General features: G+C 68.4%; 20 protein-coding genes and 2 pseudogenes. 8 read left to right on the forward strand and 14 right to left on the reverse strand.

The genetic code is table 11. The features are described from left to right. Window positions 1-853: 853 nt before the first annotated feature. Window positions 854-1,888 (reverse strand): restriction endonuclease, encoded by a 1,035-nt coding sequence (locus tag H7965_RS22560; RefSeq protein WP_186772840.1) that lies wholly within the window; start codon window positions 1,886-1,888, stop codon window positions 854-856. A 230-nt stretch (window positions 1,889-2,118) separates the two neighbouring features. Here H7965_RS22560 and H7965_RS31185 point away from each other — a divergent pair. Further along, window positions 2,119-2,232, forward strand: a pseudogene (locus tag H7965_RS31185) (IS1595 family transposase); the annotation flags it as partial. Between the two features lie 712 nt (window positions 2,233-2,944). Here H7965_RS31185 and H7965_RS22570 read toward each other — a convergent pair. After that, window positions 2,945-4,129: pseudogene (locus H7965_RS22570) on the reverse strand (IS3 family transposase). A gap of 105 nt (window positions 4,130-4,234) precedes the next feature. Further along, on the reverse strand, window positions 4,235-5,950 hold the full coding sequence (locus tag H7965_RS30440; protein WP_222440755.1) for an IS630 family transposase: 1,716 nt from the start codon (window positions 5,948-5,950) through the stop codon (window positions 4,235-4,237). Between the two features lie 1,092 nt (window positions 5,951-7,042). Here H7965_RS30440 and H7965_RS22580 point away from each other — a divergent pair. Together H7965_RS22580 and H7965_RS30445 are read left to right on the forward strand one after the other, a co-directional pair. Beyond that, complete coding sequence (locus H7965_RS22580; protein ID WP_222440756.1) at window positions 7,043-8,026, forward strand: MFS transporter; 984 nt, start codon at window positions 7,043-7,045, stop codon at window positions 8,024-8,026. A gap of 5 nt (window positions 8,027-8,031) precedes the next feature. Continuing rightward, window positions 8,032-8,391: an MFS transporter gene (locus tag H7965_RS30445; RefSeq protein WP_229682643.1), complete on the forward strand. Its 360-nt coding sequence runs from the start codon at window positions 8,032-8,034 to the stop codon at window positions 8,389-8,391. 150 nt (window positions 8,392-8,541) lie between these two features. Here the strand turns inward: H7965_RS30445 and H7965_RS22585 are convergent, their stop codons facing one another. The 4 genes from H7965_RS22585 to H7965_RS22600 all read right to left on the reverse strand — a co-directional run bounded on the left by H7965_RS22585 (window position 8,542) and on the right by H7965_RS22600 (window position 13,095). Then, entirely contained in the window at window positions 8,542-9,531 is a 990-nt protein-coding gene (locus H7965_RS22585; RefSeq protein ID WP_186772842.1) for a tripartite tricarboxylate transporter substrate binding protein, read from the reverse strand. Window positions 9,532-9,574: 43 nt separating this feature from the next. Next, the gene (locus H7965_RS22590) at window positions 9,575-10,951 is read right to left on the reverse strand and encodes an MmgE/PrpD family protein (protein ID WP_186772843.1); all 1,377 of its coding nucleotides are present in this window, start codon (window positions 10,949-10,951) and stop codon (window positions 9,575-9,577) included. A gap of 133 nt (window positions 10,952-11,084) precedes the next feature. Then, on the reverse strand, window positions 11,085-12,431 hold the full coding sequence (locus tag H7965_RS31805) for a sensor histidine kinase (protein WP_186772844.1): 1,347 nt from the start codon (window positions 12,429-12,431) through the stop codon (window positions 11,085-11,087). Continuing rightward, window positions 12,418-13,095, reverse strand: coding sequence for a winged helix-turn-helix domain-containing protein (locus tag H7965_RS22600; protein ID WP_186772845.1), 678 nt, complete (start codon window positions 13,093-13,095; stop codon window positions 12,418-12,420). The genes H7965_RS31805 and H7965_RS22600 overlap by 14 nt, the downstream gene beginning before the upstream one ends. Before the next feature lie 118 nt (window positions 13,096-13,213). On the opposite strand from H7965_RS22600, the gene H7965_RS22605 reads away from it, so the two are divergent. Next, window positions 13,214-14,656: a Do family serine endopeptidase gene (locus tag H7965_RS22605; RefSeq protein WP_186772846.1), complete on the forward strand. Its 1,443-nt coding sequence runs from the start codon at window positions 13,214-13,216 to the stop codon at window positions 14,654-14,656. A 309-nt stretch (window positions 14,657-14,965) separates the two neighbouring features. Here the strand turns inward: H7965_RS22605 and H7965_RS22610 are convergent, their stop codons facing one another. Both H7965_RS22610 and H7965_RS22615 read right to left on the reverse strand, forming a co-directional pair. Further along, window positions 14,966-15,952, reverse strand: coding sequence for a tripartite tricarboxylate transporter substrate-binding protein (locus tag H7965_RS22610; protein ID WP_186772847.1), 987 nt, complete (start codon window positions 15,950-15,952; stop codon window positions 14,966-14,968). Beyond that, a complete protein-coding gene (locus tag H7965_RS22615; protein ID WP_186772848.1) occupies window positions 15,933-16,907 on the reverse strand; it encodes a Bug family tripartite tricarboxylate transporter substrate binding protein in 975 nt (324 codons plus the stop codon). The genes H7965_RS22610 and H7965_RS22615 overlap by 20 nt, the downstream gene beginning before the upstream one ends. A gap of 63 nt (window positions 16,908-16,970) precedes the next feature. Here H7965_RS22615 and H7965_RS22620 point away from each other — a divergent pair, with 63 nt between their 5' ends. Further along, window positions 16,971-18,062, forward strand: a complete 1,092-nt coding sequence (locus H7965_RS22620; protein ID WP_186772849.1) for an isocitrate/isopropylmalate dehydrogenase family protein — start codon at window positions 16,971-16,973, stop codon at window positions 18,060-18,062. Window positions 18,063-18,136: 74 nt separating this feature from the next. Here the strand turns inward: H7965_RS22620 and H7965_RS22625 are convergent, their stop codons facing one another. Further along, the gene (locus H7965_RS22625) at window positions 18,137-19,291 is read right to left on the reverse strand and encodes a zinc-binding dehydrogenase (protein WP_186772850.1); all 1,155 of its coding nucleotides are present in this window, start codon (window positions 19,289-19,291) and stop codon (window positions 18,137-18,139) included. Window positions 19,292-19,402: 111 nt separating this feature from the next. On the opposite strand from H7965_RS22625, the gene H7965_RS22630 reads away from it, so the two are divergent. Continuing rightward, complete coding sequence (locus H7965_RS22630; RefSeq protein WP_186772851.1) at window positions 19,403-19,891, forward strand: cupin domain-containing protein; 489 nt, start codon at window positions 19,403-19,405, stop codon at window positions 19,889-19,891. Between the two features lie 165 nt (window positions 19,892-20,056). On the opposite strand, the gene H7965_RS22635 is transcribed toward H7965_RS22630, so the two are convergent. Next, a complete protein-coding gene (locus H7965_RS22635; protein WP_186772852.1) occupies window positions 20,057-21,034 on the reverse strand; it encodes a hypothetical protein in 978 nt (325 codons plus the stop codon). Window positions 21,035-21,073: 39 nt separating this feature from the next. Beyond that, window positions 21,074-21,415, reverse strand: a complete 342-nt coding sequence (locus H7965_RS22640) for a hypothetical protein (protein ID WP_186772853.1) — start codon at window positions 21,413-21,415, stop codon at window positions 21,074-21,076. A gap of 142 nt (window positions 21,416-21,557) precedes the next feature. On the opposite strand from H7965_RS22640, the gene H7965_RS22645 reads away from it, so the two are divergent. Beyond that, window positions 21,558-23,384: a type VI secretion system contractile sheath domain-containing protein gene (locus tag H7965_RS22645; protein ID WP_186772854.1), complete on the forward strand. Its 1,827-nt coding sequence runs from the start codon at window positions 21,558-21,560 to the stop codon at window positions 23,382-23,384. A 275-nt stretch (window positions 23,385-23,659) separates the two neighbouring features. Here the strand turns inward: H7965_RS22645 and H7965_RS22650 are convergent, their stop codons facing one another. Then, the gene (locus tag H7965_RS22650) at window positions 23,660-24,355 is read right to left on the reverse strand and encodes a Crp/Fnr family transcriptional regulator (protein ID WP_229682639.1); all 696 of its coding nucleotides are present in this window, start codon (window positions 24,353-24,355) and stop codon (window positions 23,660-23,662) included. A 142-nt stretch (window positions 24,356-24,497) separates the two neighbouring features. Continuing rightward, entirely contained in the window at window positions 24,498-24,755 is a 258-nt protein-coding gene (locus tag H7965_RS22655) for a DUF3297 family protein (RefSeq protein WP_186772855.1), read from the reverse strand. Window positions 24,756-25,104: 349 nt separating this feature from the next. Between H7965_RS22655 and H7965_RS22660 the strand changes: the two genes are divergently transcribed. Then, on the forward strand, window positions 25,105-25,419 hold the full coding sequence (locus H7965_RS22660; RefSeq protein WP_186772856.1) for a hypothetical protein: 315 nt from the start codon (window positions 25,105-25,107) through the stop codon (window positions 25,417-25,419). Window positions 25,420-25,473: the final 54 nt, after the last annotated feature.

Consider the following 25,473-nt stretch of genomic DNA (forward strand, 5'->3'; position numbering starts at 1 on the left):
GACCACTCCTATGACCGGTCTCGGCCGCCTCCGCCTCGATCTCCAACGCCACCTCCGCCGCATGCCGTAAAGCGACACGGCATCATCAGCAGGGCGTTTCGCAAGGTGAGGTCAGGACGACGGTTACAAATGTCCTCTTATGAGGGGAAATCTATCGGATTGTGCATGGGAAATACAACGTTTCACCTGACCTGGTAATCAGTTCCCGGCCCTTATAGTAAGAACCAGGAAAATAGACCCAGCACAATCCGGTCCTCTCATCGAAGCGAGTTATGCTCCGAAATCGTTCAGGAATTGGCCCTACTCGACCATCCTGCTCCATGCCATCAACCGATGCTTGTGTATAAACAAATCCAAGGTACTTGAAGTACGTGACCCCCGCAGGCCCCGTTCGTACATACTCGGCGTGAGCGGGGCTGATCGCCGCCATAAGAAGCGCAGCGGCCCAAACGAAGCGCCGAAGGGCTATGGGTGGTCGTGTTTCGCACACCGCCGGGTTCTCACGTTGAATTTCGAATTCAGGATAATATCTTTTGTCATACGATTGAAGCAGAAATCCGCGATGTGTCGCAGTATCTCTCCCTGCACCGGCGCTGCACTTTTTTAGGGTGCCTCTGTGGCGGCGAGGACGGCGGCGCAGGTGATGCGGGCGGCGGCCACATTGGGGCACCCTTCGCTATCGCCTAGCACGCCGCTAAGTGCATGAGCCAACCGAAGCCGCATTCGACCATCAGCGCCGAGGCGGCGCAGCGAAGTCCTTCTGATTGGGCGGGTGAGTTACGACCTCGTGACAGATGCCGTGCAGATTGGACCACTCGCGGCAGCGCTCGTCCAATCCGTCCGCCAGTGCTCGTTAGGTCCGCGCCCAAAAAGCCGCGCCGCACTTGCAGCGAACCGTTCCCTCCTTCCCCATAGGAAGGTTGAGGCCCGTCGAGCAACTCGAGCACCAGCGGACCACTCTGCCATGCCCCTCCGGCAGACGACTGTTCTGCCTGGCGGTGGAGTCCTTGGGGCTGGCGCGCTGACCAATTTTCCCTGCATGCGGATCCGGTACGTCAGTTGGTCGAGGCATCGATGGTCGTACTGGGTAAGTTCCTGGTTCACTTGCCACAAAGAGGAACCAGAACAGCCCAGCACCCAAGCCTACCAGCAACAGTATCACCCCAGCTTCGGGTCTAGGTGCCTTATTGGCGACGAATAGGGTTGCCAGGATCGTAGGCAGCAGCAAGGCCACCCAACGGTGCGCATAAACTGTGTTCTTTCGTTCGAATAAATCTACCGCATCGGCGTATCGCAGCCAGGCAGCTCGGGCTTCCAGGGAGCGGCGCTCCTCGTTGGCGGCGGCGCGAGCCCTTGCTGCCGCGGCTTCGTTCTCTTTTGCCTCTCGTACTTTTTGCGCGTGACGTTCGCGCGCCTTGGCCTCTTCCCGGGCCAGACGTTCGCGGGTTTCAGCCTCTTCCCGGGCAAGGCGTTCTCTGGCTTCGGCTAGCTCCCGGTCCCGACGAGCCGTCTCCCTGGCCTCACGCTCTCGTTGTGCCCGGGCAGCCTCTACAGACCTGTCGAACTCACAGTGACGCCGCAAGTCGGAGAGGCGAACCAACCTGACTTCGGTGCTCTCGGCTGCCTTCTGGGCTTGGCGGGTAAAGCCGGACCGGGCGACAACCATCGCGAGGTTGGCTCTGTAGTGCTTCCGAGCGAAGAAGACTTCTTGCACAGCGGCCAAACCGGCTGGCCCCTTCCAGTCTTTGCACTGAATGACGATGCTAGTGGTACCGAAGCGGGCGATTACGTCGGCACCATAGTCGCCGCTGGCCCGCGTCTGCTCAACCTCCCAGCCGAGGTGCCTAAAGGCATCGGCGGTTGCGCGCTCGAAGGCAAGTCCGGTCATTGACCTGTTGTCACCGTCGGGTAGTCCTCATTCCGAAGCAGGACCGAGGCTGGTGCCATTGCCTTTCTCACGCATTACGTTCTTGCGCTTCTCTAACATATTTGGAGCGCTCAGCTAGTCGTCAGGTGGGAAGAAACGCGCGAGGTAGGGCGCGAACCTTGGGCGAAGCCAAGCTCTTCGTAGAGCCCGCTCGGAAGGCTGGTACGGACGAGACGGGCGAGGCATCCGCGTTCCGCTACAACCAACGCATCAAGCTCGGGGTGAACGACTACCAGCGCGCCCTGATTGCCCTACGCAGCATCGAGGGCAAGCGCCTGACCTATCGACGGCCTGACGTGGCCTAAACCGAGAGGCAGAGGGCGGCGGCGTTCCTTGCGTGGCGTTACAAACAGCTTCGTCGCCCAGGCTAGCGCTGCCCGTCCGGCTCTGTAAGAGTTTGGAAGCTCCGGGCGACTAGCAGCAGCCCGTCTCCACGGCACAATCCAGGCTCTCCGTGTGCAGACGCTGGCGACACGGATCAAAACCCGCAATCTACCACTTACAGTAGACCAGAGCGGCGACGGAGTTCGGATCCTGCTCGATCCGAACGATCGTGTCCTGGTTCGAGAGTTCGTGAACCTAATTACTGATGTGTATTTAAGCAGCCCTACCACAGGAAAAGAGTGGCGAGCCCACGTTAAGACACCGGCCTAGAGCAACTCGCTTCCTTCGGTGCGATAAACAGGGAATACCCCTCGCAGGACGGGACGCCTTCCATAGTGGATAAAACCTGACGCTTGGTTCCCATCGAGTAGATCGGCTCCCGGCAGCGACGGTGGACATATCACTTGTCGCTGTGCACCTAATCGGGCTGGTGGCGGGGCCGGCCGGGCTTGCCGCACACCGGCATTACCGCATCGAGCACCGCCCCGAGGTCGACAGCGTCATTGTGGTTGGCGGGGCTAAGCGTAAGGCTGAGCGGCGTGCCCGATCCATCGACCAGGAGGTGCCGCTTCGTCCCTGCCTTGCTCCGCTCCACTGAGTGATCAGCCCCCATCGGGTGGTCCGCGGTGAATGTTAGTTCAGCGTTGGCCTGGGCGCCACGGCTTGTGCGCTTGGCGAGGCCGGTGCGCGTAGTGCCGCGGGCCATGCAGCGAAGGCGGGCAGGACCAGCCCCGGCGCGGGTGGCCTGAAGCCGAGGGATGCGTGCGGGCGTACGGTGTTGTAGTGCCGGCGCCAGCTTTCGATCACCACCTCGGCCTCGCGCAGGCTGTAGAAGATCTCGCCGTCCAGCAATTCATCGCGCAGGCGGGCGTTGAACGACTCCACGTATCCGTTTTCCCACGGACTGCCCGGGGCGATGTAGGCGGTCTTCGCGCCCACGGCGGCGATCCAATCCTGCACTGCCTTGGCCACGAACTCGGGGCCGTTGTCCGACCGGATGTGCGCGGGCACGCCGCGCAGGATGAACAGGTCCGACAGGAGGTCGATCACGTCCGCCGCCTTGAGCCTGTGCCCGACCCGGATGGCGAGGCACTCGTGGGTGAACTCGTCGAGGACGTTGAGCATCCTGAACTTGCGCCCGTCGTGGGTGCGGTCCTCGTGTGAAGTCGTAGCTCCAGACGTGGTTCGGCCGCTCCGGCCGCAGCCGGATGCAGGAGCCGTCGGCCAGCCACAGCCGCCCGCGCTTCGGCTGCCGCGGCGGCACCTTGAGCCCCTCCCTGCGCCAGATCCGCTCCACCCTCTTCTCGTTCACCAGCCAGCCCGCGTCCCGCAGCAGGGCCGTGACCTTGCGGTAGCCGTAGCGGCCGTACTGCCGGGCGAGCTCGATGATGTCGGCCGTGAGGTGCTCTTCGTCGTCGCGGCCCCGTGGCACCTTGCGCTGCGTCGAGCGATGCTGGCCGAGCGCCGCACAGGCGCGGCGCTCGGAGACGGACAGTGTCCGCCGCACGTGCTCGATGCAGGCGCGCCGGCGCGCGGGGCTTAGTAGTTTCCCTGTGCGGCCTCCGCCAGGATCTGCTTGTCGAGCGTGAGGTCGGCTACCGCCTTCCGCAGTCGGGCGTTCTCGGCCTCCAGGTCCTTCAGCCGCTTCACCTGGCCCGACTTCAGGCCGCCGAACTCCCGCCGCCAGCGGTAGTAGGTGACCTCCGTCACCCCGATGGCCCGGATCGCATCCGCCACCGACTGCCCCTGCGAGACCAGGACATCCACCTGCCGCAGCTTGGCCACGGCCTCCTCGGGCCGGTGCTTCTTGCTCGCCATCTCGGTCCTCCTCCGGTTCGAAGCCATACCTCAAGGCGGACCACTTCAAAGGGGGAGGATCACGACTCTAACGCTCGTTTCCCGATACAGCTTGCGTCCGAACTTTCAGCGGTATCGGGGGTCTTTGCAGTTGTTCGCCTCCGAGAAGTCGGCCAACTCCCGCTCCTTGCCCCAGATCTTCTTTCCGGCCCTTCTGGGGTGCTGCGTGAACTGCGCGTTTCGGTCCGCGAAGTACCGGTTGATCGCCGCCTTCGCATCGTCCACCGTCTTGTAATCGCTGTTGTGGATGATTGAGCGGGCCATGCCGCTGAAGATCGACTCGATGACGTTGAGGAACTGGGCGCCCGACGGCAGCGGAACGGTCTCGACCGTTGGCCCTCCGCCGTTCAGGACAGCCGCATTGTGCTCCTTGACGCACTGGTGCAGACGTTTCGAGATGTGCCAGGAGGCCGCGTCCCAGGACAGATACAGCTTGCCCCGGTCGCGGTACCTCTCAACCAGAAGCTCCATCATGCGGATCATCTCGGCCGTGTTCTTCTTTAGGCTGTAGAAGTGCGTGACCTGGTTGCCGGACAGTTCGAGTGCCGCTGTCAGGATCAGGCAGCCCCGAGACCTCTGCCACTGCGGCACGACGCGCTGCTCGCCCGGAGCGCTCAGCACGCGGCCGGGCTGCATCTTCACGGCGAACGGGCCAAACTCGTCGATCGAAAAGAAGGCCTCGTCCGGGCGAAGCTCCGAGAGGATGGAACGGATGCGGTCGAGCTTCTCGGTATAGTTCGGATCCGACGACGTGAGCACGACGCGCGCCTTGCGCCAGCGATAACCGGCCGCCTTTGTGATCTTGCGGATCACCTCGGGACAGGTGGGGTGCCCCGTTTCGCGGAGAACCCGCGACAGGTCAGGCATGATCCACGTCGTGCGGTTGATGCCGTGGTTGGAGGGCGGCTCGTGCAGGAGCCGGAATACCGCCTGCTTAAGGGCCTCGCTGTCGAACTTCCGCGTGGACTTGGTCTGGCGTGCGAACAACGCAGTCTGGCCGCCCTCCTCGAATGTCCGGAGGTACTTGCGGTGGACCTTGCTGTCGATCCCGAGAAATCTGCAAACCATGCCGGGGGCCAGCCCGTGACGGTCCGCGAGAATGGCCATGGACCGGTTACGGTCGGACAGGCGCCCGTCGTAGAGGCGGTGGAGCAAGGCGCTGAGATCAGGGACATCGCCAACGTCGTGGTGTAGCGCATCCGGGACGATGTCCTTCTGAAGGACGGCACGCATCCAATCGAACGCGGCCTGCTGTGCCTGCGCCCGCCTATCAGGTTTCGGAGCAGCGCTGACCACCCGACCGGCGTCGCGGAAGAACCGCTCGGTGCGCCGAAGAGAAATCACCGGTGGATCGGCACGGGACAGCAGGAAGAGGAGATCGACCGCGCGGCTCCTCTCCAGCGATACCAGCAGGTCGTACGCATACTCCCAGATGCAGCCGCTATCGGCCGCTATCGGGCGCGCGTAATCCTTGACGGAGCCATAGCTGCCGAGGAAGCCCTCCTCGTCGCGGATATGCTCGTGAATGGCCTTCAAGGAAAGCCGCGCCTGTGGCGGCAAAGTCGAATTTTTCCGGAGTAGGCGCTGGATCGAGGCGGTATGCGGACCGAGCTTCGGATACCTCCGGCTCCTCGGCCCGTACGGTCTGGGCAGCGGGTAATCGAGCATCTTGCGAACGGTCTTGGGATTAATGCCCGTCTCGCGGGCAACCTGCCTGATCGAGACGCCTTTCCGCAAAATTCGGTTCCGGATATCGGACCACTGCCCTGCGTCGCGATACATGGTTGGCCATCCTCCGCGAGAGATGCGCGCCGGTCTCCCCCTGAAGTACTCAGGCGCGCAGGCGCGCCGTGGCTGCGTGCGCCTCCGACCCTTGGTATGCGACGAGGCGCTTAACCGAGCGCGGCCAGCGCCTCCTTACCGCGCCTGACCTTTTCGATGATCCCGTCCGGATCTGCGGTCTAGACGAAGGGCCTTATACCAGATCCTGCTGATCTCGACCTATCGAGAATGGGGCGGCTCGATGCGGACCCGCCCCGGCTCCGGTGTAGCCGCTAAACTGCATGGGTTCTAACCAGCGGGATTTGATATTAGGCATTCGTTGGCCTCGGCGAGGAAGCGGTTGATGGCCGCCTGGAGATCGACAACTCCGCTGAAGACGCCGCGCCTAAGCCGCATACCTTGCATTGCGATCACTTCCTGAAAATCCAGCAACGGCGCCCGTTCCATTGCGCATGGCAGGATGATTTCCAGTGGCGCGTTGAAAAGGCACACAATTCACGGAATGATCTGTTTAGGAAAGTGATCCTGTTACTGGTAGCATAGTGGTAGCACGGGTCGCTAATCACAGCGAAAACGCCATGTAATCTATTGGAAAACAATGATATTTTTTCCGATAGCGCTTTGCTGGGGGACAAGGGGTCGTGGGTTCGAATCCCGCCGGTCCGACCACCCCCACTCTCCTGTTTTCAGCCGATCAGGATGCTGGACTGGCGCGTGGGACTGGCCATGCGCCAGCATAAAGCCTTTGATTTTGATGCTTTGATAGGTCAGCCGCGCGGCCATTTGGTGCTGTGGCGTTTTGTTCGCGACCTATGTTCAGGCAACCCCCCAGGCTGATGCACAGCCCGCGACAGCAGCCGCGTTCATGTCTGTCGCTAATCCGGTTTGAATGATTCTTCATGGAATGACTTGGCGTTGAGGCTCGCTGCGCTCCGCTCTCAGCGGGACCCAGCCCGGTCGTCACCGCGCTGGTTTATGGATGCGGTTTCACATATCCCGGGACAACCTACCCAATCACGGCAGGTCAGATCCTGCCTGCGACCGCTGCCGCATTGCCATGGCAGTCTCGCTTCTCCCGGAGAAATTCTTCCAATGTCCAGCATTGCCGCCACGCCAACGCGTGGCGCCCCCGCCAACCCACGGTCTCGCGTCATCCTGGCGAGCCTGGTCGGCACCACCATCGAATTCTACGATTTCTACGTCTACGCCACCGCTGCGGTGCTCGTCTTCCCGCACCTGTTCTTCCCCGCAGGCAATGAAACGACGGCGCTGTTGGCCTCCTTTGCCGTATTCGGCGCGGCAATGGTGGCGCGGCCGCTGGGAGCGATCTTCTTCGGGCACCTCGGTGACCGGCGCGGACGAAAGATCATCTTGGTGGGCGCGCTGCTGACCATGGGAACCGCGACCTTCCTGATCGGCCTGCTGCCAACCTATGCCACCTTGGGCTGGCTGGCGCCGGCGCTGCTGGTGGTGATGCGGCTGGCGCAGGGCTTTGCGCTGGGCGGGGAGTGGAGCGGTGCCGCGCTGGTGGCCACCGAGAACGCGCCGCCGGGCAAGCGCGCGATCTTCGGAACCTTTCCGCAGCTCGGCGCGCCGATCGGCTTCATCCTCGCCAATGGGCTGTTCCTGATCATTGCCGCGGTGCTGCCCTCCGACGATCCGTCGCGGCCGTCACAGGCCTTCCTGGAATGGGGCTGGCGCATCCCGTTCCTGTTCTCTGTTGTCATGGTGGCGGTCGGGCTGTGGGTGCGGCTGAACTTGGTGGAGAGCCGGGCCTTCGAGAAGACGGTGCAGGCCGGCAAGGTGCGCAAGCTGCCGCTGGCCACGGTGTTCAGCACGCATTCGCGGGAGCTGATCCTCGGCACCTTCTACATGCTGGCGACCTATGTGCTCTTCTACCTGATGACGACCTTCTCCCTCAGCTACGGCCGCGCGGCGACGACCAGCCCGCTGCCCGGGCTGGGCTACGACTACACGCGCTTCGTGCTGATGATGATCGTGGGCGTGGTGTTCTTCGGCGTTTTCACCCTGGTTCCCGGCCCTGGGCGGAACGCTGGGGGCGGCGGAAGACGTTGATCCTGGTGACCATCGGCATCATCGCTTTCGGGCTGGTCTGGGTGCCCATGCTGTCGGCCGGCACGCTCGGCGTGCAGGCTTGGCTGATCCTGGGCTTCGCCCTGATGGGCATGACCTTCGGCCCGATGGGAGCGCTGCTGCCGGAGCTTTTCCCGGCGAACCTGCGCTACACCGGCTCGGGTATCGCCTACAACCTGTCCTCCATCCTCGGCGCGGCGGTGGCGCCCTTCATCGCCGTGGCGCTGTGGAGCGCGGGTGGCGGCAGCCCCTTCTGGGTGGGGGTGTACCTGTCGGTGATGGCGGTGCTGACCCTGGTGGCGCTGCTGCTCGGGAAGGAGACGCGCGAGGTGGATATCGAGTCCTAGAGCAGATCGCCGGACGGCGGCCTCGTCCGGAGGCGCGAATCCACTTAACAAACAACAGGCTACAGCGGTTTGGCGGTCAACCATGACCGCATTCCGCTGTAGAACGGAATGCGCAGACCGGGAGCGGCCTGCGCGAAAAGCTGCTGGCTCCTACTCCACCACGGCGCCTGAGGCCCGGATGATCGGCGCCCATTTCGCGGCTTCGGCGCGGATGAACGCCTGGGTCTGGGCCGGGGTTTGCGCCTGCCCCAGCTCCACCCCGAGCTCGCCGAGGCGGCTGCGGACCTGCGGCACCGCCAGCGCGGCGTTGAGGTCGCGGTTCAGCCGCTCTACCACCGCCGGCGGCGTCCCCCGCGGTGCCATCACCACGACCCAGGTATAGGCCTCGAAGCCGGGCAGCCCGGCCTCCGCCATGGTCGGCACCTCGGGCAGGCTGCCCGCGCGCCGGGCCGAGGCGACCGCCAGCGCGCGCAGATTGCCGGAGCGCACCAGCCCCGCTGCGGCGGTGACCGGGTCGATGGCGAAGGTGATATGGCCCGCCACCAGATCGTTCAGCGCCGGCGCCTCGCCACGATAGGGCACGTGCCGCACCTCGGTCTTCGTCATCTGCCGGAACAGCTCCGGCGCGATATGCATCGGGCTGCCCACCCCGGCGGAGCCGAAGGCGTGGCGGTCAGGCTCGGCCCGCAGCAGCGCGATAAAGCCTGCCAGGTCGCGGACCTCGAGCTTCGGGTTCACCACCAGCACCAGCGGCGTCAGCCCGATCATGCCGACCGTCACGAAATCCCGCTCGGAATCATAGGGCAGGGAGCGGAACAGCGCCGGGTTGGTGGCATGGGCAAGGGTGGTGACCAGCAGGCTGTAGCCATCCGGCGGCGCCTTGGCGACGAAGCTGGAGCCGACCGTCACCCCCGCGCCGGGCCGATTGTCGATGACGATCGGCTGGCCCAGGCGCTGTGCCATCGCCTCCGCCGCGATGCGCGCCACCACATCGGTGGTGCCGCCGGCGGGGTAGGGCACCGTGAGGCGGATCGGCTGGCTGGGGTAGGCGGGCGATTGCGCCGTCGCCGTCGCCGAGGCCGCCAGCAGCGGCAGGGTCAGCATGGCGCGGCGCGAGAGGCCACCGTGATTGCTCTGCATGGTCGTTTTCCCGGATTGATGATGTCGTGGTTCTCGGCCCCGCCTATGCCAGCGCGCCGAGGCGCCCGATCACCCCGGCATCGGCGCTGTCCGGCAGTTGCAGGCAGGCCTGGAGCAGCGTCTCCACCTGCACCTCGCCCAGGCGCAGGCGGGCCAGTGCGCGAAATTTCCCGGCGAGTTGCACATCGCTCATCGGCCGTTCCAGGCTGCCGGTGGCTTCGGTGATGGCATGGCGCAGGATGGTGCCGTCCTTCAGCCGGATCTCGACCCGGGCCTGGCCGCTGGCGAGGGCGGGATCCACCTGGGCCTGCATTCGCTCCTGCAAGGCGCGGATGCGAGGGTCGGCGATCGCCGAGGCATCGCCTTCCTCCAGCCCCGCAGCGCCGCGCAGCAGCGCCGCGGCGGCCCAATGGTACAGGCTGACCTGGGCTTCCGGTGGGGTGACCGGAAGCTTGCGCCAGCACAGCGCCAGCGCATCGGCATGCACCGCGAGTTCCACCGCCGCGATCGCCTCCGGCGCGGGGCAGCGCCCGGCCAGGGCGAGGCAGGCATCGATGCTCGGGTGAATGACGATGCCGCAGGGGTAGGGCTTGTAGGCATTTCCCAGCATCTCGTAGCGGCCGCCAAGGCCGTGCAGGATCGCCTCCGGCTCGGCCTGCGGCGCCAGCACCGGCAGCAACCCGTTGCGGCCCTCGATGACCGCCTCGCTGCAGGCGAAGCCGGCAGCCGCGAAATGCGCCGCGGCGACGCCGTTGCGCGCCGCGATGCCCGGCACGAAGGCCACGGACATGCTGCCATGGGTTGCCCGGACGCCGCTCGCCTGGGCTGCCGCCAGGCCGAGGGCCGCGACCAGCTCCGTCCGGCTGGCACCCAGCAGCCGTGCCGCGGCGGCGGCGGCACCGATGCCGCCGGACACGCCGGTGATGTACCAGCCCTGGCTGGCGCCGGAGCCGGGCGCGGTGATGACGGCGCTGATGCGGCACTCGATCTCGATGCCGATGGCGAGTGCCAGGAGCAGCGTCCGCCCGGAGATCCGGCGGGTGTCGGCGAGCGCCAGGACCGCCGCGGCAACCGGGCCGGTCGGATGGGTGATGGTGCTGAGATGCGTGTCGTCGAAGGTATCGGCGGCGGAGGCGAGGCAGTTGAACAGCGCCGCATCCGCCGGCTGCAGGCGCTCCGCCCGGCCGAGCAGCGGCGTGGTACCGGTACCGGACATGGCGGTGAGGCCGCGGAGCGCCGCCTCCGCCGAAGCGGAGCGCGCGCCACCGACGGCGCAGCCGGTCCAGTTCAGGAAGCTGCGCACCGCCTCGCGTTGCACCGCAGTCGGCAGATCCTGCCACCGCATGTCGGCTGCGAACTCCGCCAGGCGCGCCGAGACGGCGTTTCGGCTGCCAAGCGCTGCGGCCTGTGCATTCTGCATGCGTCCTCCCTCATTGGTGCTGGTGCGGAGCCGCATCCAGAATGTCGCCGGTCCCGTGCCGGGCGGCGCGTAAAGGATGCTAGCGCTTGCGGGTGGTGCAGCCCAGGGTGCGAAGCGCACCGCTTGGCAGGCGTCACGCCGGCAGCGACAGCACCACGCGCAGCCCGGGTTGATGATCCTCCAGCCGTAGCGCCATGCCGTGCAACTCCGCTACCGCCGCCACCAGCGCCAGGCCGAGGCCGCTGCCCGGCGTGCTGCGCGCCGCATCCAGCCGGTGGAAGCGCCGTAGCGCCAGCTCCCGCTCCCCGGCCGGGATGCCCGGCCCATCGTCCGCCACCACCAGCGCCATGGGATCGAGCGTCACCGCGATCCGCCCGCCGGGACGCCCGTGCTTCACCGCATTGTCCAGCAGATTGGCCAGCAGCTGGGTCAGCAGCTCGCGGTCGCCCTGGCAGGCGATGCCGGGGGCGATGGCGGTCTCCAGCCTCTGGCCACGCTCCTCGGCGGCGGGGGCGTAGACCTCGGCGGTGGTCTCGGCGATGGCGGAGAGGTCGCAGCGGGTGAAGCCGGCGCGGCGGGCGCCGCTCTCAACCTGGGCGATGCGCAGCAGCGCGGCGAAGATCTCCAGCAGGTGGTCGGCCTCGGCGATGGCGGCTTCGATGCTGCCGCGCCAATCCTTGGCGGGGCTGCGCAGCATCGCCTCCAGCCGCTGCCGAAGCCGGTTCAGCGGCGTCCGCAGATCATGGGCGATGTCGTCGGTCACCTGGCGCAGCGTCTGCATCAGCCCTTGCACCCGGTCGAGCGCGGCGTTGATCCGCTGCGCCAGCCGGTCGAATTCATCGCCGCCGCCGCGCACCGGCAGGCGGTGGCCGATCTCGCCGGCCTCGACGCGGGCGAGCGCCGCATCCATCGCCGCGGCGCGCCGGGTGACGCTGCGCCCGATCAGCACCCCGCCGCCGAGGCCGAGCAGCATCGCCGCGCCGCCGACCCAGCCGGCGGCGCCGAGCAGCAGCGTTTCCAGCCGCCGCACCGGCGCGACATCCCGCGCCACCACCAGGAAGCCGCCACCGGGCAGCGCCGTGCCGAAGCCGAGCAGCTCGGTCTCCGGCGCCGCCCCGCTGCGCTCCAGCCGCAGCCGCCCCCAGCCCGGGGCGCGCGGGGCGCTGGCGAGATTGCCGGCAAGCCGCGCCCCATCCGGCGCAGCCAGCAGGAAATACTGCGTGCCATTGGTATCGGCGGCGATCCGTGCGTCGATCGAAACGGCCAGCGAGGCGATGCCACCCAGCCGCCCGGCCTGCAGCAGCACGCCAGTGTCGTGCTCGACCTCCTGCGACAGCTGGCGCAGGGCGAAGCCGGTGGTCGCCCACCAGACCACGGCCGAGAGCGCCAGGGTGCCGAGCAGGGTCAGCCCAAGGTGCAGCAGCGTCACCCGGAATGCCGTGGTGCGCCACCAGCCGGCGCGTGGCTCAATCCGGCGCACGGATCACGTAGCCGGCGCCGCGCAGCGTGTGGATCAGCGGCGGCGCGCCCTCCCGGTCCAGCTTGCCGCGGAGCCGGCTGATATGGGTCTCGACCACGCTGGTCTTCGGATCGAAGTGGAAGTCCCAGACGCCCTCCAGCAGCATGGTGCGGGTCACCACCTGGCCGGCGCGGCGCATCAGGTATTCCAGCAGGCGGAACTCGCGCGGCTGCAGGTCGATGCGGTGACCGCCGCGGGTGACGTTGCGCTTCAACAGGTCCATCTCGAGGTCGGCGACCCGCAGCAGGGTCGGCTCGGCGCTGAGCGGCGGGCGGCGGGCGAGGGCGTTCAGCCGGGCCAGCAACTCGGCGAAGGCGAAGGGCTTGCCAAGGTAGTCGTCGGCGCCGGCCTCCAGCCCCTCCACCCGGTCGCCGACCCCGGCGCGGGCGGTGAGGAAGAGGGCCGGGGTACGCACCCCCGCCGCCCGTAGCGCCCGCACCAGCCCAAGCCCGTCCAGCTTCGGCAGCATCCGGTCCACCACCAGCACGTCGTAGCTCCCGTCGCTCGCGAGGAACAAGCCGTCCCGGCCATCGGCGGCGCGATCGACGGTGTGCCCGGCCTCGGTCAGGCCCCGCTGCAGCCAGGCCGCGGTCTCGGCGTCATCCTCGACCAGCAGGATCTTCACGGCACCCCCTCCGAACCATACCGATCCGTATGGTCGGGGGCAGCATCCAGGCAAGCGGTCAAGCGCTTCATGGCGTTATGCCGCCGGATCGGGCGGTGCCTGGACAACGAGGACACAGATGCTGCAGATCACCCCCCGCCGCGCCAGCGCCTTCGCCGCCGGCGCCCTGACCCTGGCGCTCTCCACCACCGCGCTGACCCGCTGGACGCCGGCCGAGGCCCAGTCCTCCGCCCCGGCGCCGGGCACCGCCGTCGCCCTGCCGCGCCCGGTCGGCCCGGATTTCGCCGACCTCGCGGCCCGCGTCGCCCCTGCCGTGGTGCGCATCAGCATCACCGGTCACACCGATGCGACGCCGGTGCAGCTGCCGCCCGAGTTGCGCGGCACGCCCTTCGAGCGCTTCTTCCAGCAGCGCCAGCGGATGGCGCCGCAGGGCCGCCGCATCGCCGGCCAGGGCAGCGGCTTCATCATCGACAGCGCCGGCTACGTGGTGACCAACAACCATGTGGTCGGCCGGGCCGATGCGGTGAAGGTCGAGCTGGCGGACGGGCGGGAACTGCCGGCCAAGGTCGTCGGCACCGACCCGAAGACCGACCTCGCGCTGCTGAAAATCGATGCCGGAGGCTCCCTGCCGACCGTCGCCTTCGGCGACAGCGACCAGCTGCGGGTCGGCGAATGGGTGCTGGCCATGGGCAACCCCTTCGGCCTCGGCGGCAGCGCCACCGCGGGCATCGTCTCGGCGCGTGGGCGGCAGATCGGTGCCGGACCCTATGACGACTTCATCCAGACCGACGCCTCGATCAACCCGGGCAATTCCGGCGGCCCGCTGTTCAACGCGGCGGGCGAGGTGGTGGGCGTGAATGCCGCCATCTTCTCCCCCTCTGGCGGCAACATCGGCATCGGCTTCGCGGTGCCCTCGGCGCTGGCCCAGCATGTGGTGGAGCAGCTGAAGGAGCATGGAAAGGTCGAGCGCGGCTGGCTCGGCGTCTCCATGCAGCAGCTGGACCCGGCGCTGGCCGGCGCCCTCGGCACCGGCGAGGCGCGTGGCGCGCTGATCGGCGCGGTGGAGCCGGACGGGCCGGCGGCAAAGGGCGGGCTGCAGCCGGGCGACGTGGTCACCCAGTTCAACGGCCGCGCCATCGTCCAGCCGCGCGACCTGGCGGAGGCGGTGGCCGAGGTGCACCCGGGCAGCGTGGCGACCGTCACCGTGCTGCGCAACGGCAAGCGGGTGGAGGAGCGGGTCACCATCGGCCAGACCGCTGATACCCGTGAGGCGCGGGCCAGCGAGGAGGCGCCGCAGCAGGGCCTCGGCCTGGCCCTGGCGCCAGGGCGTGGCGGGCAGGGGGTGGTGGTTGCTGGTGTCCAGCCCGACAGCATCGCCGCGGCCCAGGGGCTTCAGCCCGGCGACGTGATCCTGCGGGCTGGCGACCAGGCGCTGCGCGCCCCGCGCGACCTGGCCGAGGCGGTGCAAAGCGCCCGCCGCGACAACCGTCCGGCCATCGCCCTTCAGATCGAGCGCGACGGTGGCCGTGCCTTCATTGCCCTGCCGCTGAAGGCGAGCTGATTGCCGGCACCGGGGTCGCATCCTCGGCCCCGGTGCCGGGTTGGACGGGTGGTGCCGGGGACCCGGCTTGGCCAGTCCTGAGGAAGAGCATGATGACGGTTGTCCCGCGACCCGACAGGCTCTCGACGGTCACCGTGCCTTCAACACCTTCGACGAACTTGCGCCCCATCGGCAGCCTGCGTCGGGACGATCCACCTAGCGCGGCGGCTACGGTGGATTGCGTTCAGGCCGGAACGTGGATCCGCCGCAGCCTCTTGCATGCAGAGCGGATTTACGTTCCGAGGTGTCCGCGCCCCGGCGCGATCCGTCCTATTCCGGCCGCAACCCGACCCGCTCGGCGGTCTCCCGCCACTGGGTGATCTCGCGCCGGATCTGCGCCCCGTAGCTGGCGGCATCACTGGCGACGACGCTGTATCCCAGGCCCTCCAGCCGTGCCTGGATCGCCGGCTCCCGCGCCGGGGCCAGCAGCAGGGCGTGCAGCCGCTGCCGCAGCGGTGCCGGAACGCCGGCGGGGGCGATGAAGCCCCACCAGCCGACCGTATCCACCCCCGCCAGCCCGGCCTCCGCCATGGTCGGCACGGCAGGCAGGGTCGGGCTGCGGGTCGGTCCGGTCAGCGCCAGCGGCCGCAGCCGTCCGGCCTGCACATGGCTCATGGCGGAGGAGATGGCGACGAAGCCATAAGGCACGTCGCCGGCCACCAGCCCGGTGAGCTGCGGCCCACCGCCGCGATAACCGACAACCGTCGGCTCCAGCTTCGTGGCAAGCTGGAACTCCACCGTCGCCAGATGCGTCGGCGTGCCGATGCCGCCATGCGAGAGCCCGGTCGGCCGCGCCCGCATCTCCGCCAGCATCGCCTGCAGGTTCTGCGACGGCGCGGTGGGATGGGCGAGCAGCAGCAGTGGCGCGGTGACCGCAAGGCCGAGCGGCGCCAGGTCGCGTTCGGTGTCGAAGGGCATGCGGTCGCGGAACAGGCCGGGGTTCACCACCAGGGCATTGTCGGCGGTGCCGATGGTGTAGCCATCGGCCGGCGCCGCGGCCACCGCCTGGGTGCCGGGGATGGCGGCGCCGCCGCCGCGGTTCTCCACCACGAAGCTCTGGCCGGAGAGTTCCGTCGCGCGCTGCGCCAGGATGCGGGCGACGATGTCGCTGCTGCCGCCCGGCCCATAGGGGACGATGATGCGGACGCTGCGGGCGGGAAACTCCGCGGCCGGCTGCGCCGCCGCGACGGCGGGCAGCAGCGCGGTGGCGGCGAGCAGGCTGCGCCGGCGCACCGGCTCAGCCTTCCAGCCGGACATTGGCGATGCGCACCACCTCGCGCCACTGGGCGATCTCGCGGCGGACGAAGTTGCCGAACTCCTCCGGGGTCATCGGATCGGCGGTGGTGCCGAGCTCGATGAGGCGGGCGGCGAAGGCGCGGTCGCGCAGGATGGCGACGACATCGGTATTGATCTTGCTGGTGATCTCCGGCGGCAGCCCGGCCGGGCCGCAGAGGCCGGTCCAGCCATAGGCGCCATAGCCCGGCGCCACCGTCTCGGCGATGGTCGGCACCTGCGGCAGCTTCGGCGTGCGCGTCGGAGTGGTCACCGCCACCGGCAGGACGCGCCCGGCCTGGATGTTCGGCAGGGCGGAGGCGACGCTGTCCATCATCAGCGTGACATTGCCGGCCAGCAGGTCGGCTACCGCCGGGCCGCTGCCGCGGTAATGCACCATGTTGAGCTTGATATCGGTCTTATGCGCGAAGAGCTCCGCCGCCAGGTGCTGGCTGGTGGCTGGGCCGGCGGTGGCCAGGTCGATCGCGCCGGGCCGCGCCTTGGCCGCCGCCACCACATCCTGCACGCTGCGGCCGGGGAAGCTGGGATGGGCGACGATCAGCAGCGGCACCATGGCGATGTTGCTGATGAAGGTGAAATCCCGCTCCGCGTCATAGGGAATGCGCGGCAGCACCGAAGGGTTGACGCCGAGCGTGCCTGAGGTGCCGGCAACCAGGGTGTAGCCATCCGGCGCCATGCGCGCCGCGGCCTCCAGCGCCGGGGCGCCGGCGCCGCCGCCGCGGTTCTCGACCACCACGCGCTGCGGCCACCGCTTCGACAGTTCGTCGGCCACCAGCCTGGTGACGATGTCGGCGGCCTGGCCGGGCGGGAAGGGCACGATGATGCGCACCGGCTTGTCCGGCCAGGTGGCTTGTGCGCGCGCGGCGAATGGCAGCAGCATGGGTGCTGCCAGCAGTGCGCGCCGTCTCGGGTGCAGCATGAGATCCTCCCGGGTTTGCTTGGCCCGAGGATAGGGTCCGGACAAGCAAGGGGAAAGCGTTCTATGACCGGATCGAACGCGGTGCGCATTGCGGTGCTGCCCGGCGACGGCATCGGCACCGAGGTTACGGAAGCAACTCTGGCGGTGCTGGAGCCGCTGGCGAAGCGCCACGGCATCGGCCTCGCCACCGAGGTGCTGCCGGCCGGCGCCTTCCACTACCAGGCCACCGGCGACGCCTTCCCCGAGGCCAGCTTCCGCGCGGCGGAGGCGGCCGACGCCATATTGCTCGGCGCGATGGGCTGGCCCGGTATCCGCTACGCCGACGGCACGGAGATCGCGCCGCAGCTCGACCTGCGGTTCCGGCTGAACCTCTATGCCGGGGTCCGGCCGGTGCGGGCGATCCCCGGCGTGCCGGTGGCGCTGGCCGATCCGCGCGCCCGCGACATCGATCTGGTGATCCTGCGGGAGAGCACTGAGGGGCTGTTCTTCTCCCGCGGCCGCGGCCTGGTGACGGAGGAGATGGCGGAGGAGACGCTGCGCATCACCCGCGCGGTGACGGAGAAGCTGGCCCGCTTCGCCTTCCGCATGGCCGAGCGGCGGGCGAGGCAGCGCGGCCGGCGCGGCTGCGTGACATTGGTGGACAAGGCCAATGTGTTCCGCGCCTTCGCCTTCATGCGGAGCGTCTTCGACGGGGTGGCGCGGGAGTTCCCGGGCGTTGCCGCGGCGCATCACTATGTCGACGCCATGGCGCTCGACCTGGTGCGCAAGCCCTGGGCCTTCGACGTGCTGCCGACGGAGAACATGTTCGGCGACATCCTCTCCGACCTCGGCGCCGGGCTGGTCGGCGGCATGGGCTTCTCGCCGAGCGCTGATATCGGCGACCGCCATGCGCTGTTCCAGCCGGCGCATGGCACGGCGCCCGACATCGCCGGCAGAGGCATCGCCAATCCCACGGCGACCCTGCTCTCGGCGGCGATGATGCTGGACTGGCTGGCGGCGAGAGGGGCTGGGCAGGGCTTCGCGGATGCTGCGGGGGAGTTGGAGGCGGCGGTGGATGCGGCCTTCGCCGGAGGGCTGCGCACCGCGGATATCGGAGGCCGGGATGGCACCGCGGCGGTGGCTCGGGCGGTGGCCGCGAAGTTCGGCGCAAGCTGATCCGGAATCCCGAACACCAAACTCCCGGCAACAGAGGGGGGCACAGGGGAATACGCCGCCCCCGCTCTTCCATCCTACGCCTCCAGCAACTCCGGAAACGGCACGATCGTGCTCTTCACCGTCCGCATCGCCATCGCATCCGCGACCGCCCGCGTCACCCCATCCGCGTCGAAGGGATAGAGGGTCTGCATCTCGTACCAGGGGTATCGGTCGCGCGCCGCGTGCAGCATCTGAACGCCGAGTGCCAGGTCATTCGCGGTGAAGGCCCAGGACCCCATGATGGTGATGTCCTTGGCGACGAAGCGGTGCCAGTTGGTGCTGATCGGCCCGGCGTCGGTGAACTGGCCCATCTCGATGTAGAAGCCGGAATCACGCAGCATCTCGATGCCTTCGGGCCCGGCCGAGGGATGGCCCGTGCAGTCCATGACGAGGTCGGCGCCGTGGCCGCCGGCGATCTCGCGGACCGCCATGATGCGGGCCTCCGGGTTCGCGTGATCCTCAATGTTCACCGTCGCCTCAGCGCCGAAGCGGCGGGCGAGGGCGAGGCGCGGCGTCTCCGGCGCGCCGATGCAGATGACGCGGCCGGCGCCCATCTCCCGTGCCGCGGCGATGGCGAGGATGCCGATCGGCCCGCTGCCCTGGATGACGACCGTGTCGCCCCATTTGAAGCCGCCCATGCGCTGGGCGCGGGCGAGGCCGCGGATGCAGGAGGTCAGCGGCTCCGACAGCGCACCGAGGCGGAGGGGCATGTCGTCCGGCAGCCGGTAGATCTTCGTCCCCGGCAGGTCTTCCAGATCGACATAGACGTATTCGGCCCAGCCGCCCCAGAGATGCGGCGGCTTATCGAAGCCAAGATAGCGGCCGTAGTAGACCGGCGTCTGGCAGCGGTTGGCGTGCTCCGGGTAGTGCTTGCAGTAGTAGCAGGACCCGCAGGGCATGAAGGGCGGGATCATCAGCTTTGATCCTACGGCGATGGGCAGGTCCATCCAGTCGGTCTTCAGCTCCGGCCCGATCTCGCGGATGATGCCGGTCATCTCATGGCCGAGGGTGAAGGGCCAGGGCAGGGGTTTCGGCCAATGGCCCTTCAGGATGTGCAGGTCGGTGCCGCAGACGCCGCAGGCGCCGATCTGGATCAGCGCCGCCTTGCGGCCGACCTTCGGCCAGGGCACTTCGCGGATCTCGGGCGCGGCGCCCGGCCCTGCGAAGGTGGCGACACGGATGTTCGGCATGGCGTTCTCTCCCTGGCTGACGGACAGGCTACGCCAGGACCCTGTGTGACGTCAGCGGCCCGGCCGCGAACCCTCGCTTGCGCCGGACGTTTCGCCAGCCGGGAGGTGCCCATGACACCCGAGACGCTGCTGCTGCCGGACGACGGCACGGTCCCGAACAACCCGCGGCTGCCGGCGCTGCTCTACCGCGCCGCCGTGCCGGCCGATGACCCGGCGGGTGCCGAGGCGATCTTCGCCGCGCATGGCTGGCCGCCCGCCTGGCGGAACGGCATCCATCCCTACCACCACTACCATCCGAATGCGCATGAGGCGCTGGCCATCGCCCGCGGAACGGTGCGGGTGCAATTGGGCGGGCCGGCGGGGCCGGTGCTGGAGCTTGCGGCGGGGGATGTGGTGGCGCTGCCGGCCGGTGTCGGCCACCGCAACCTCGACGCCAGCGCCGATCTGCTGGTGGTCGGTGCCTATCCGGCGGGCCAGGAGCCGGAGGAGAACCGCGCCGATCGCGCAGTGCATGACGCCGCGGTCCAGGCCATTACCGCGACGCCGGACCCGCCCTGCGAGCCGGTGCGGGGCAGGCCTTGGCCGGGGCTGGATGCCTGACAGGCGTCGAACGACCGGAGTTGAACCTTCCCGTCATGCACGGGCCTGATCCGTGCATCTGCTTTCCACGAGAAACAAGGCGCTGGATGGCTGGGTTAGGCCCGGCCATGACGGTTGCAGCTTGTGCAAGCCCGGCAGCGGGTTGTTGCCTACACGGCTGGCACCTCAGCGCAAGGCGTCGCCGAGCTGCTTTAAGGTAGTGATCACCGTCGGGCGGATCGCCAGCGGGGTGAAGGGGTTCTCGTCCAGCTCCTTGATCAGCGGCTCGCTCGCCACGTATTGCGCGTAGCGGCCGAGGATCGCCCGGGCCTCGGTGCCGAGCTTCGCCTGGGCGGCGGCATCGGTCGCCTTCGAGGCCTCGGCCAGCTTTTGCGCCAGAGCCAGGTCGAATTTGTCGATGGCCGGCTGAATCCTGGAGGCGTAGGCCTTCTCGATCTCGCCGACGATCTCCTGGCCCTGGTAGGTCTTGAGGATCTCGGCCTTCAGCTTGTCGACCTCGGCCTGCACCTTGGAGCGGGTGCCGATCCAGGCCCTGGCGGATGCCACATGCTTCGCCGCGATCTCAGGGCTCGCGGGCGCGGCCTTCTCGGCCTCGACCTCCTGCTCGGACTCGCGTTCGGCGCTCTCGGTTTCCTCGGCGCTGGCATTGACCTCGGGCGACGGGGAGGGAGGGTCCGCGGATTTGGCCTCGGCGCTTTCCGACTCCTCTGCCATGCTGGATGGCGGCGGGGCGCCAGGTGTGGCGCCGACGCCCGGCTGAACGCCCTCCTCCTCCAACTCCTGCTCGGACGGGGAGCCATCCTCGAAATTGATCAGGACCTTGGTGTAGCCGGTCCCCTTCAGGGACTTCTTCAGCTTCTTGCCGAGGCCGGTGACGTTCTTGTTGAGGGTGAAGATGACCAGCTTGGGGTCGTTCTCGGTATCGACCTCGGCCTTGCCCCAGCGCACCAGGGTCGCCTTGGGGTAGCGCTTCTCAAGCTGGGTGGAGACCGCCTTCGGCGCCTTCACCTTGTCGAGCACGATGACGCCGAGCGTACGGTCCTCGCCGGAGGCAGCAACGGCGCAGTTCACCGGCTCCGACTTCGACTTGCGCAGCAGGACCTTCAACTCGTCCTTGTCCATTCCGATGACCGGTTCGGCCATGCTTGCCTCCCATTTCGGTGTGACGCCCGCGGCGCCTGATCAGAATTCCAGCTCCACCTTGCTGTAGCCGGCGCCCTTCAGCGTCTTCACCAGCTTCCTGGAGAGGCCGGAGGAGGGCTTGTTCAGCACGAAGCGCACGGTCCTCGCATTGCCGTCGGGCATTGCCTGCACGGTGCCGAAGCGGGGATTCGCCAGTTCAGAGAATTGCTCCTCCAGATCCTTCAGCACCGCCTTCGGTGCCTTCACCCGGTTGATCCGCAGCAGCGCGATGGTTCGGTCATCGCCGCCGCCGATGGCGCAACCGAGCGGCGCCTCGCGTGACAGGCCGAGCAGCCGCTTCATCTCGGCGATCTCCATGCCCGTCGTAGGCGGTTCAGCCATGCCTCATCGGCCCCCCGGAACAACAGGAGTTTGCCGCATCGAAGCGTGGGCGCCAATCATATTCAACCTGGAAGGGAGGTGATAGGCTTCCGCACCGACATGTCCGGGCCAGGGTGCACGAACCGGGGCGGAGGGGAATGCCATGCAGTATGCGGTGAACTTCGGCAGCCTGAGCAAGGCGCCGCGGGCCAGCGGCCCGGTCACCAAATTCCGCCTCGCCGTCTTCGGCGATTTCTCGGGCCGGGCCAATGCCGGGCTGCTGGAGACAGGGGCGAAGCTCGCCGCCCGCAAGCCGATCAAGATCGACGTCGACAATCTTGATGACGTCCTCGCCCGGATGAAGCTGAAGCTGGCCCTGCCGGTGGCGCCAGAGGGGGGCATCGTCGCCCTCGACTTCGCCGAAATCGAGGATTTCCACCCTGATCAGCTGTTCGACAAGCTGGAGGTGTTCGAGGGGCTGGCCGATCTGCGCAAGCGGCTGATGAACCGCGCCAGCTTCGACCGTGCCGCCAAGGAGGTACTCGGCTGGGGCGGCGAGGCGCCGCTGCCGCCGCCCTCCCGCGCCAGGCCGCAGGGCTATGCCATCGCCACCGATCGCAGGCTGGATGATTTCGCCCGCCTCACCGGCCGCAAACCGGCGCCCGCCGTCGAGGCCTCGGTCGAGGATTGGATCCGCCGCATCGTCGGCAGCCACATCCTCCCCGGCAAGGACAGCCGGCAGGATCAGCTGGTGGCGAAGGTGGATGAGGCGCTGTCAGCCACCATGCGCAGCGTGCTGCACCACCCGGATTTCCAGACGCTGGAAGCCACCTGGCGCAGCGTCGAATTCCTGGTCCGCCGCATCGAGACCGGCGGGAAGATGGAGATCGTGCTCTACGACATCTCCGCCGAGGAGCTGGCCGCCGACCTCGCCGCCACCGACACGCTGGAGGAGACCGGCCTTTACGGGCTGCTGGCCGAGGCGCCGGTGATGGATGCCCACCAGGGCGCGCTCTCCGCCGTCGTCGGGCTCTATGGCTTCGAGCTGGCGCCGCCGCATGCCGATCTGCTCGGCCGGTTGGCGCGGATCTGCGCCGCGGCGAACTGCCCCTTCCTCTCGGCGATCGGCGCCGATGCGCTTAGCATCCCTTTTCGCGACCAGCACCCGCTGATCAAGGATGCCTGGGGCGCGCTGCAGGCGGCGCCGGAAGCCGCCTACATCGGCCTCGCCGCGCCGCGCTTCCTGCTGCGCATGCCCTATGGCAAGAAGTCCGACCCGATCGATAGCTTCGCCTTCGAGGAATTCACCCGCCAGGGCGGGCTCGGCAGCATGCTCTGGGCCAACCCCGCCGTGCTGGCCGGGCTGCTGCTGGCCGAGAGCTATGCCCGCGGCGGCGCCAAGCTGAAGCTCGGCAGCGTCATGTCGGCCAGTGACATGCCATATTTCCTCTATACCGACGCCGAGGGCGAGCAGGTGCCGCTGCCCTGCACCGAGCGGCTCTGGAGCGAGCGGCAGGCGGTGCAGGCGGCAAGCTACAAGGTGATGCCGCTGGTCAGCCTGCGCGGCCGGCCGGAGGTGCGGCTGGCGAGCTTCAACGCCCTTGCCGGACGACCGCTGGCCGGCTTCTGGGATCCGGTGACGGACCGCTCCCCGGCCGCCGCCGCGCCCGAGCCAGCACCGGCTGCGCCCGCGGCACCGCCAGCCCCCGCGGCCCCGGTCACGGCCATGGCCCCCGCCGAACCCGCGCCCGCCGAGGCGGCGGCGGAGGCCGATGACCCGGACGCGCTGCTCGCCAGCCTCGGAACGCCGGCGGCCACGCCGGAAGCGGCATTGCCCCCCGCGCCCGAGCCAGCACCGAGCGGCGCCGATGCCGGGTTGGACGATCTGGACGCACTGCTGGCCAGCCTCAGCGCCCCGGCCACGCCACCGCCGGCGGATGCGGATGCCACCGAGCCGGACCTCGATGCGCTGCTTGCCTCGCTGAGCTGAGGTTTGGAGATTTGGGCTAGGCCCCTAGTGGTGCGATCGACGCAAAGGTTTCCCGGTGGCCTGTCTTAAAGCCGGGCAGAACGCCCAGGACGTCGCGGCGGACCGGATTCTCAGGCCGGAATCATCAGTGTCGACCGCACCACTAGGAGTGGCCGGGGCGCTGCGCTGAAACCTCCGCCGCCGGTGCGCCGAGCGTCGACATGCGGAGGTGGAGAAAAAGGTCCTGCGGACGACATGGGTGATATTGCGGCAACGCGTGGGCGTGCAGGTCTGCCCTATCCGCCGCCCGCCGCCTGCTGAAAGCCGGCCTCCACTGCCGCCTCCAGCGCCTCCGGCTGTGGCAGCACCATGGCGCGGCGGTCGGCGGTCAGCAGCGCCTCCCGCTGCATCTGCGACAGGATGCGGCTCACCACCTCGCGCCGGGTGCCGATCCGCGCTGCCAGCTCGTGATGTGGTGGTGGCGGCGAGATCACCCGCCCGCCGCCGCCGGTGCGGGGCCGCGACAGCCGCAGCAGCAGCGAGGCCAGCCGCAGGCGTACCGGCAGCGCCACCAGCTCGATCAACCTGGCGTCGCGTTCCCGCACCCGCGCCGTCAGCAGCCGCAGTAGCTGCAGCGCCGCGCCCGGGGTGGAGAGCACGAAGGCCATGAAGGGCGCCGAGGGCAGGGCGCAGAGCCGGGATCGGGCAAGCGCCACCACCGCCGCCGAACGCGGCTCGCCGTCGATCGCTGCGTACTCGCCGAACAGCTCGCCCGGGCGCAACTCGTTCAGGATCAGCTCATGCCCGCCGCTGGTCCGGCCGAGCACCCGCACCATCCCCTCGGCCACGAAGAACACCTCGCGCGAGGGATCGCCGCCTTCCAGCACCATCTGGCCGGGCTCGAAGCTACGCCAGCTTGCGGCCGCCGCCAGCGGCGCCAGGGCTTCGGCAGTGAAGCCGCGGAAGAAGGGAAGGCGGTCGAGCGATTGCATGGGTTACGGCGTACAATGCAAACGGGCTTCGGTGCGTCGGGCAATGGAAGGTTGCTGCCCCTGCACGGGCTTGTGAAGCGAAAGCCGCCGAACTAAGGGCGTTGCAGGCCGAGTAGAGCGATCCTCTAAACCGCCCCGCGTACTACGCGGCCGGCGGTTGCGCGGTATCACGGAAATACGGCTCGACACTGCCCTGCAGCTTCATGGTCAGCGGCTTGCCATGGCGGTCGACGGTCTTGCCGACGCTGAGGCGGACCCAGCCCTCGCTGACGCAATACTCCTCGACATTCGTCTTCTCGACGCCCTTGAACCGCACCCCGACTCCGCGGGCGAGGGCGGCGGCATCGTGGAAGGGGCTCTTCGGGTCGACGGAGAGGCGATCGGGCGGGGTGTCGGTCATCGGGGCGTCCGTATCCTGGAGTGCCGTGGTAGCGCCACCACGGGCGGAAGCCAATTGCCCGGGTGGGTCGGCCGCATTGGTCAGGCCATGCGGGCTCGGCCCATCTCCGGTTGCATGGTCCAGGCGGCATGATAATGGCAGAGGTCTGCGCCGGGGGACGCACCGGACGTCGGCAGCCATTGCGAAGTCGGCAACGTCCAGCCTGCCTTCGGCGCCGAGCCGCTCAGCCTGTTCCGCTTCTCTCCGGCCGATACCGCCGATCTGACCGCGGCACTGGCGGTGGATCTCATCGGCATCGGCGCGCTGGAGCACGCGTTGCTCGAGGTCGTGCCGCAGTCGCGGCCGGAATTTGGGGCCGGCGACCGCCGCTGGTATCTCCGCCCATGCCTTCACCTACCCCGAACGGGTGCCGGATCCGGTGGCGCGCGAGGCGATGTTCGCCCGCCACTGGACCCAGCTGCAATTCTTCCGCCGGGAGCTGCTGGAGGATCTGGCGACGGCGGAGAAGATCACGCTGCACGCCAGCTATGGCTGCTCCACCTTGAGGCCCGTTGCCGGCTGTTCACTGCGCTGCGCCGCCATGGGCCGAAGACCCGGTAATACCCCGGGCCGGCCGATGCCAAACATCTGGGCGGCAGCCTGGGGGAGGTGGAGGAAAGGCTGATGCTCGGCCGGCTCGATGGCTTCGTCGGCATCCACCGGGCGATGCCGAACTTGC

Origin of the sequence: Siccirubricoccus deserti (assembly GCF_014283215.1) — a bacterium.
Classification (GTDB): Bacteria; Pseudomonadota; Alphaproteobacteria; order Acetobacterales; family Acetobacteraceae; genus Siccirubricoccus; species Siccirubricoccus deserti.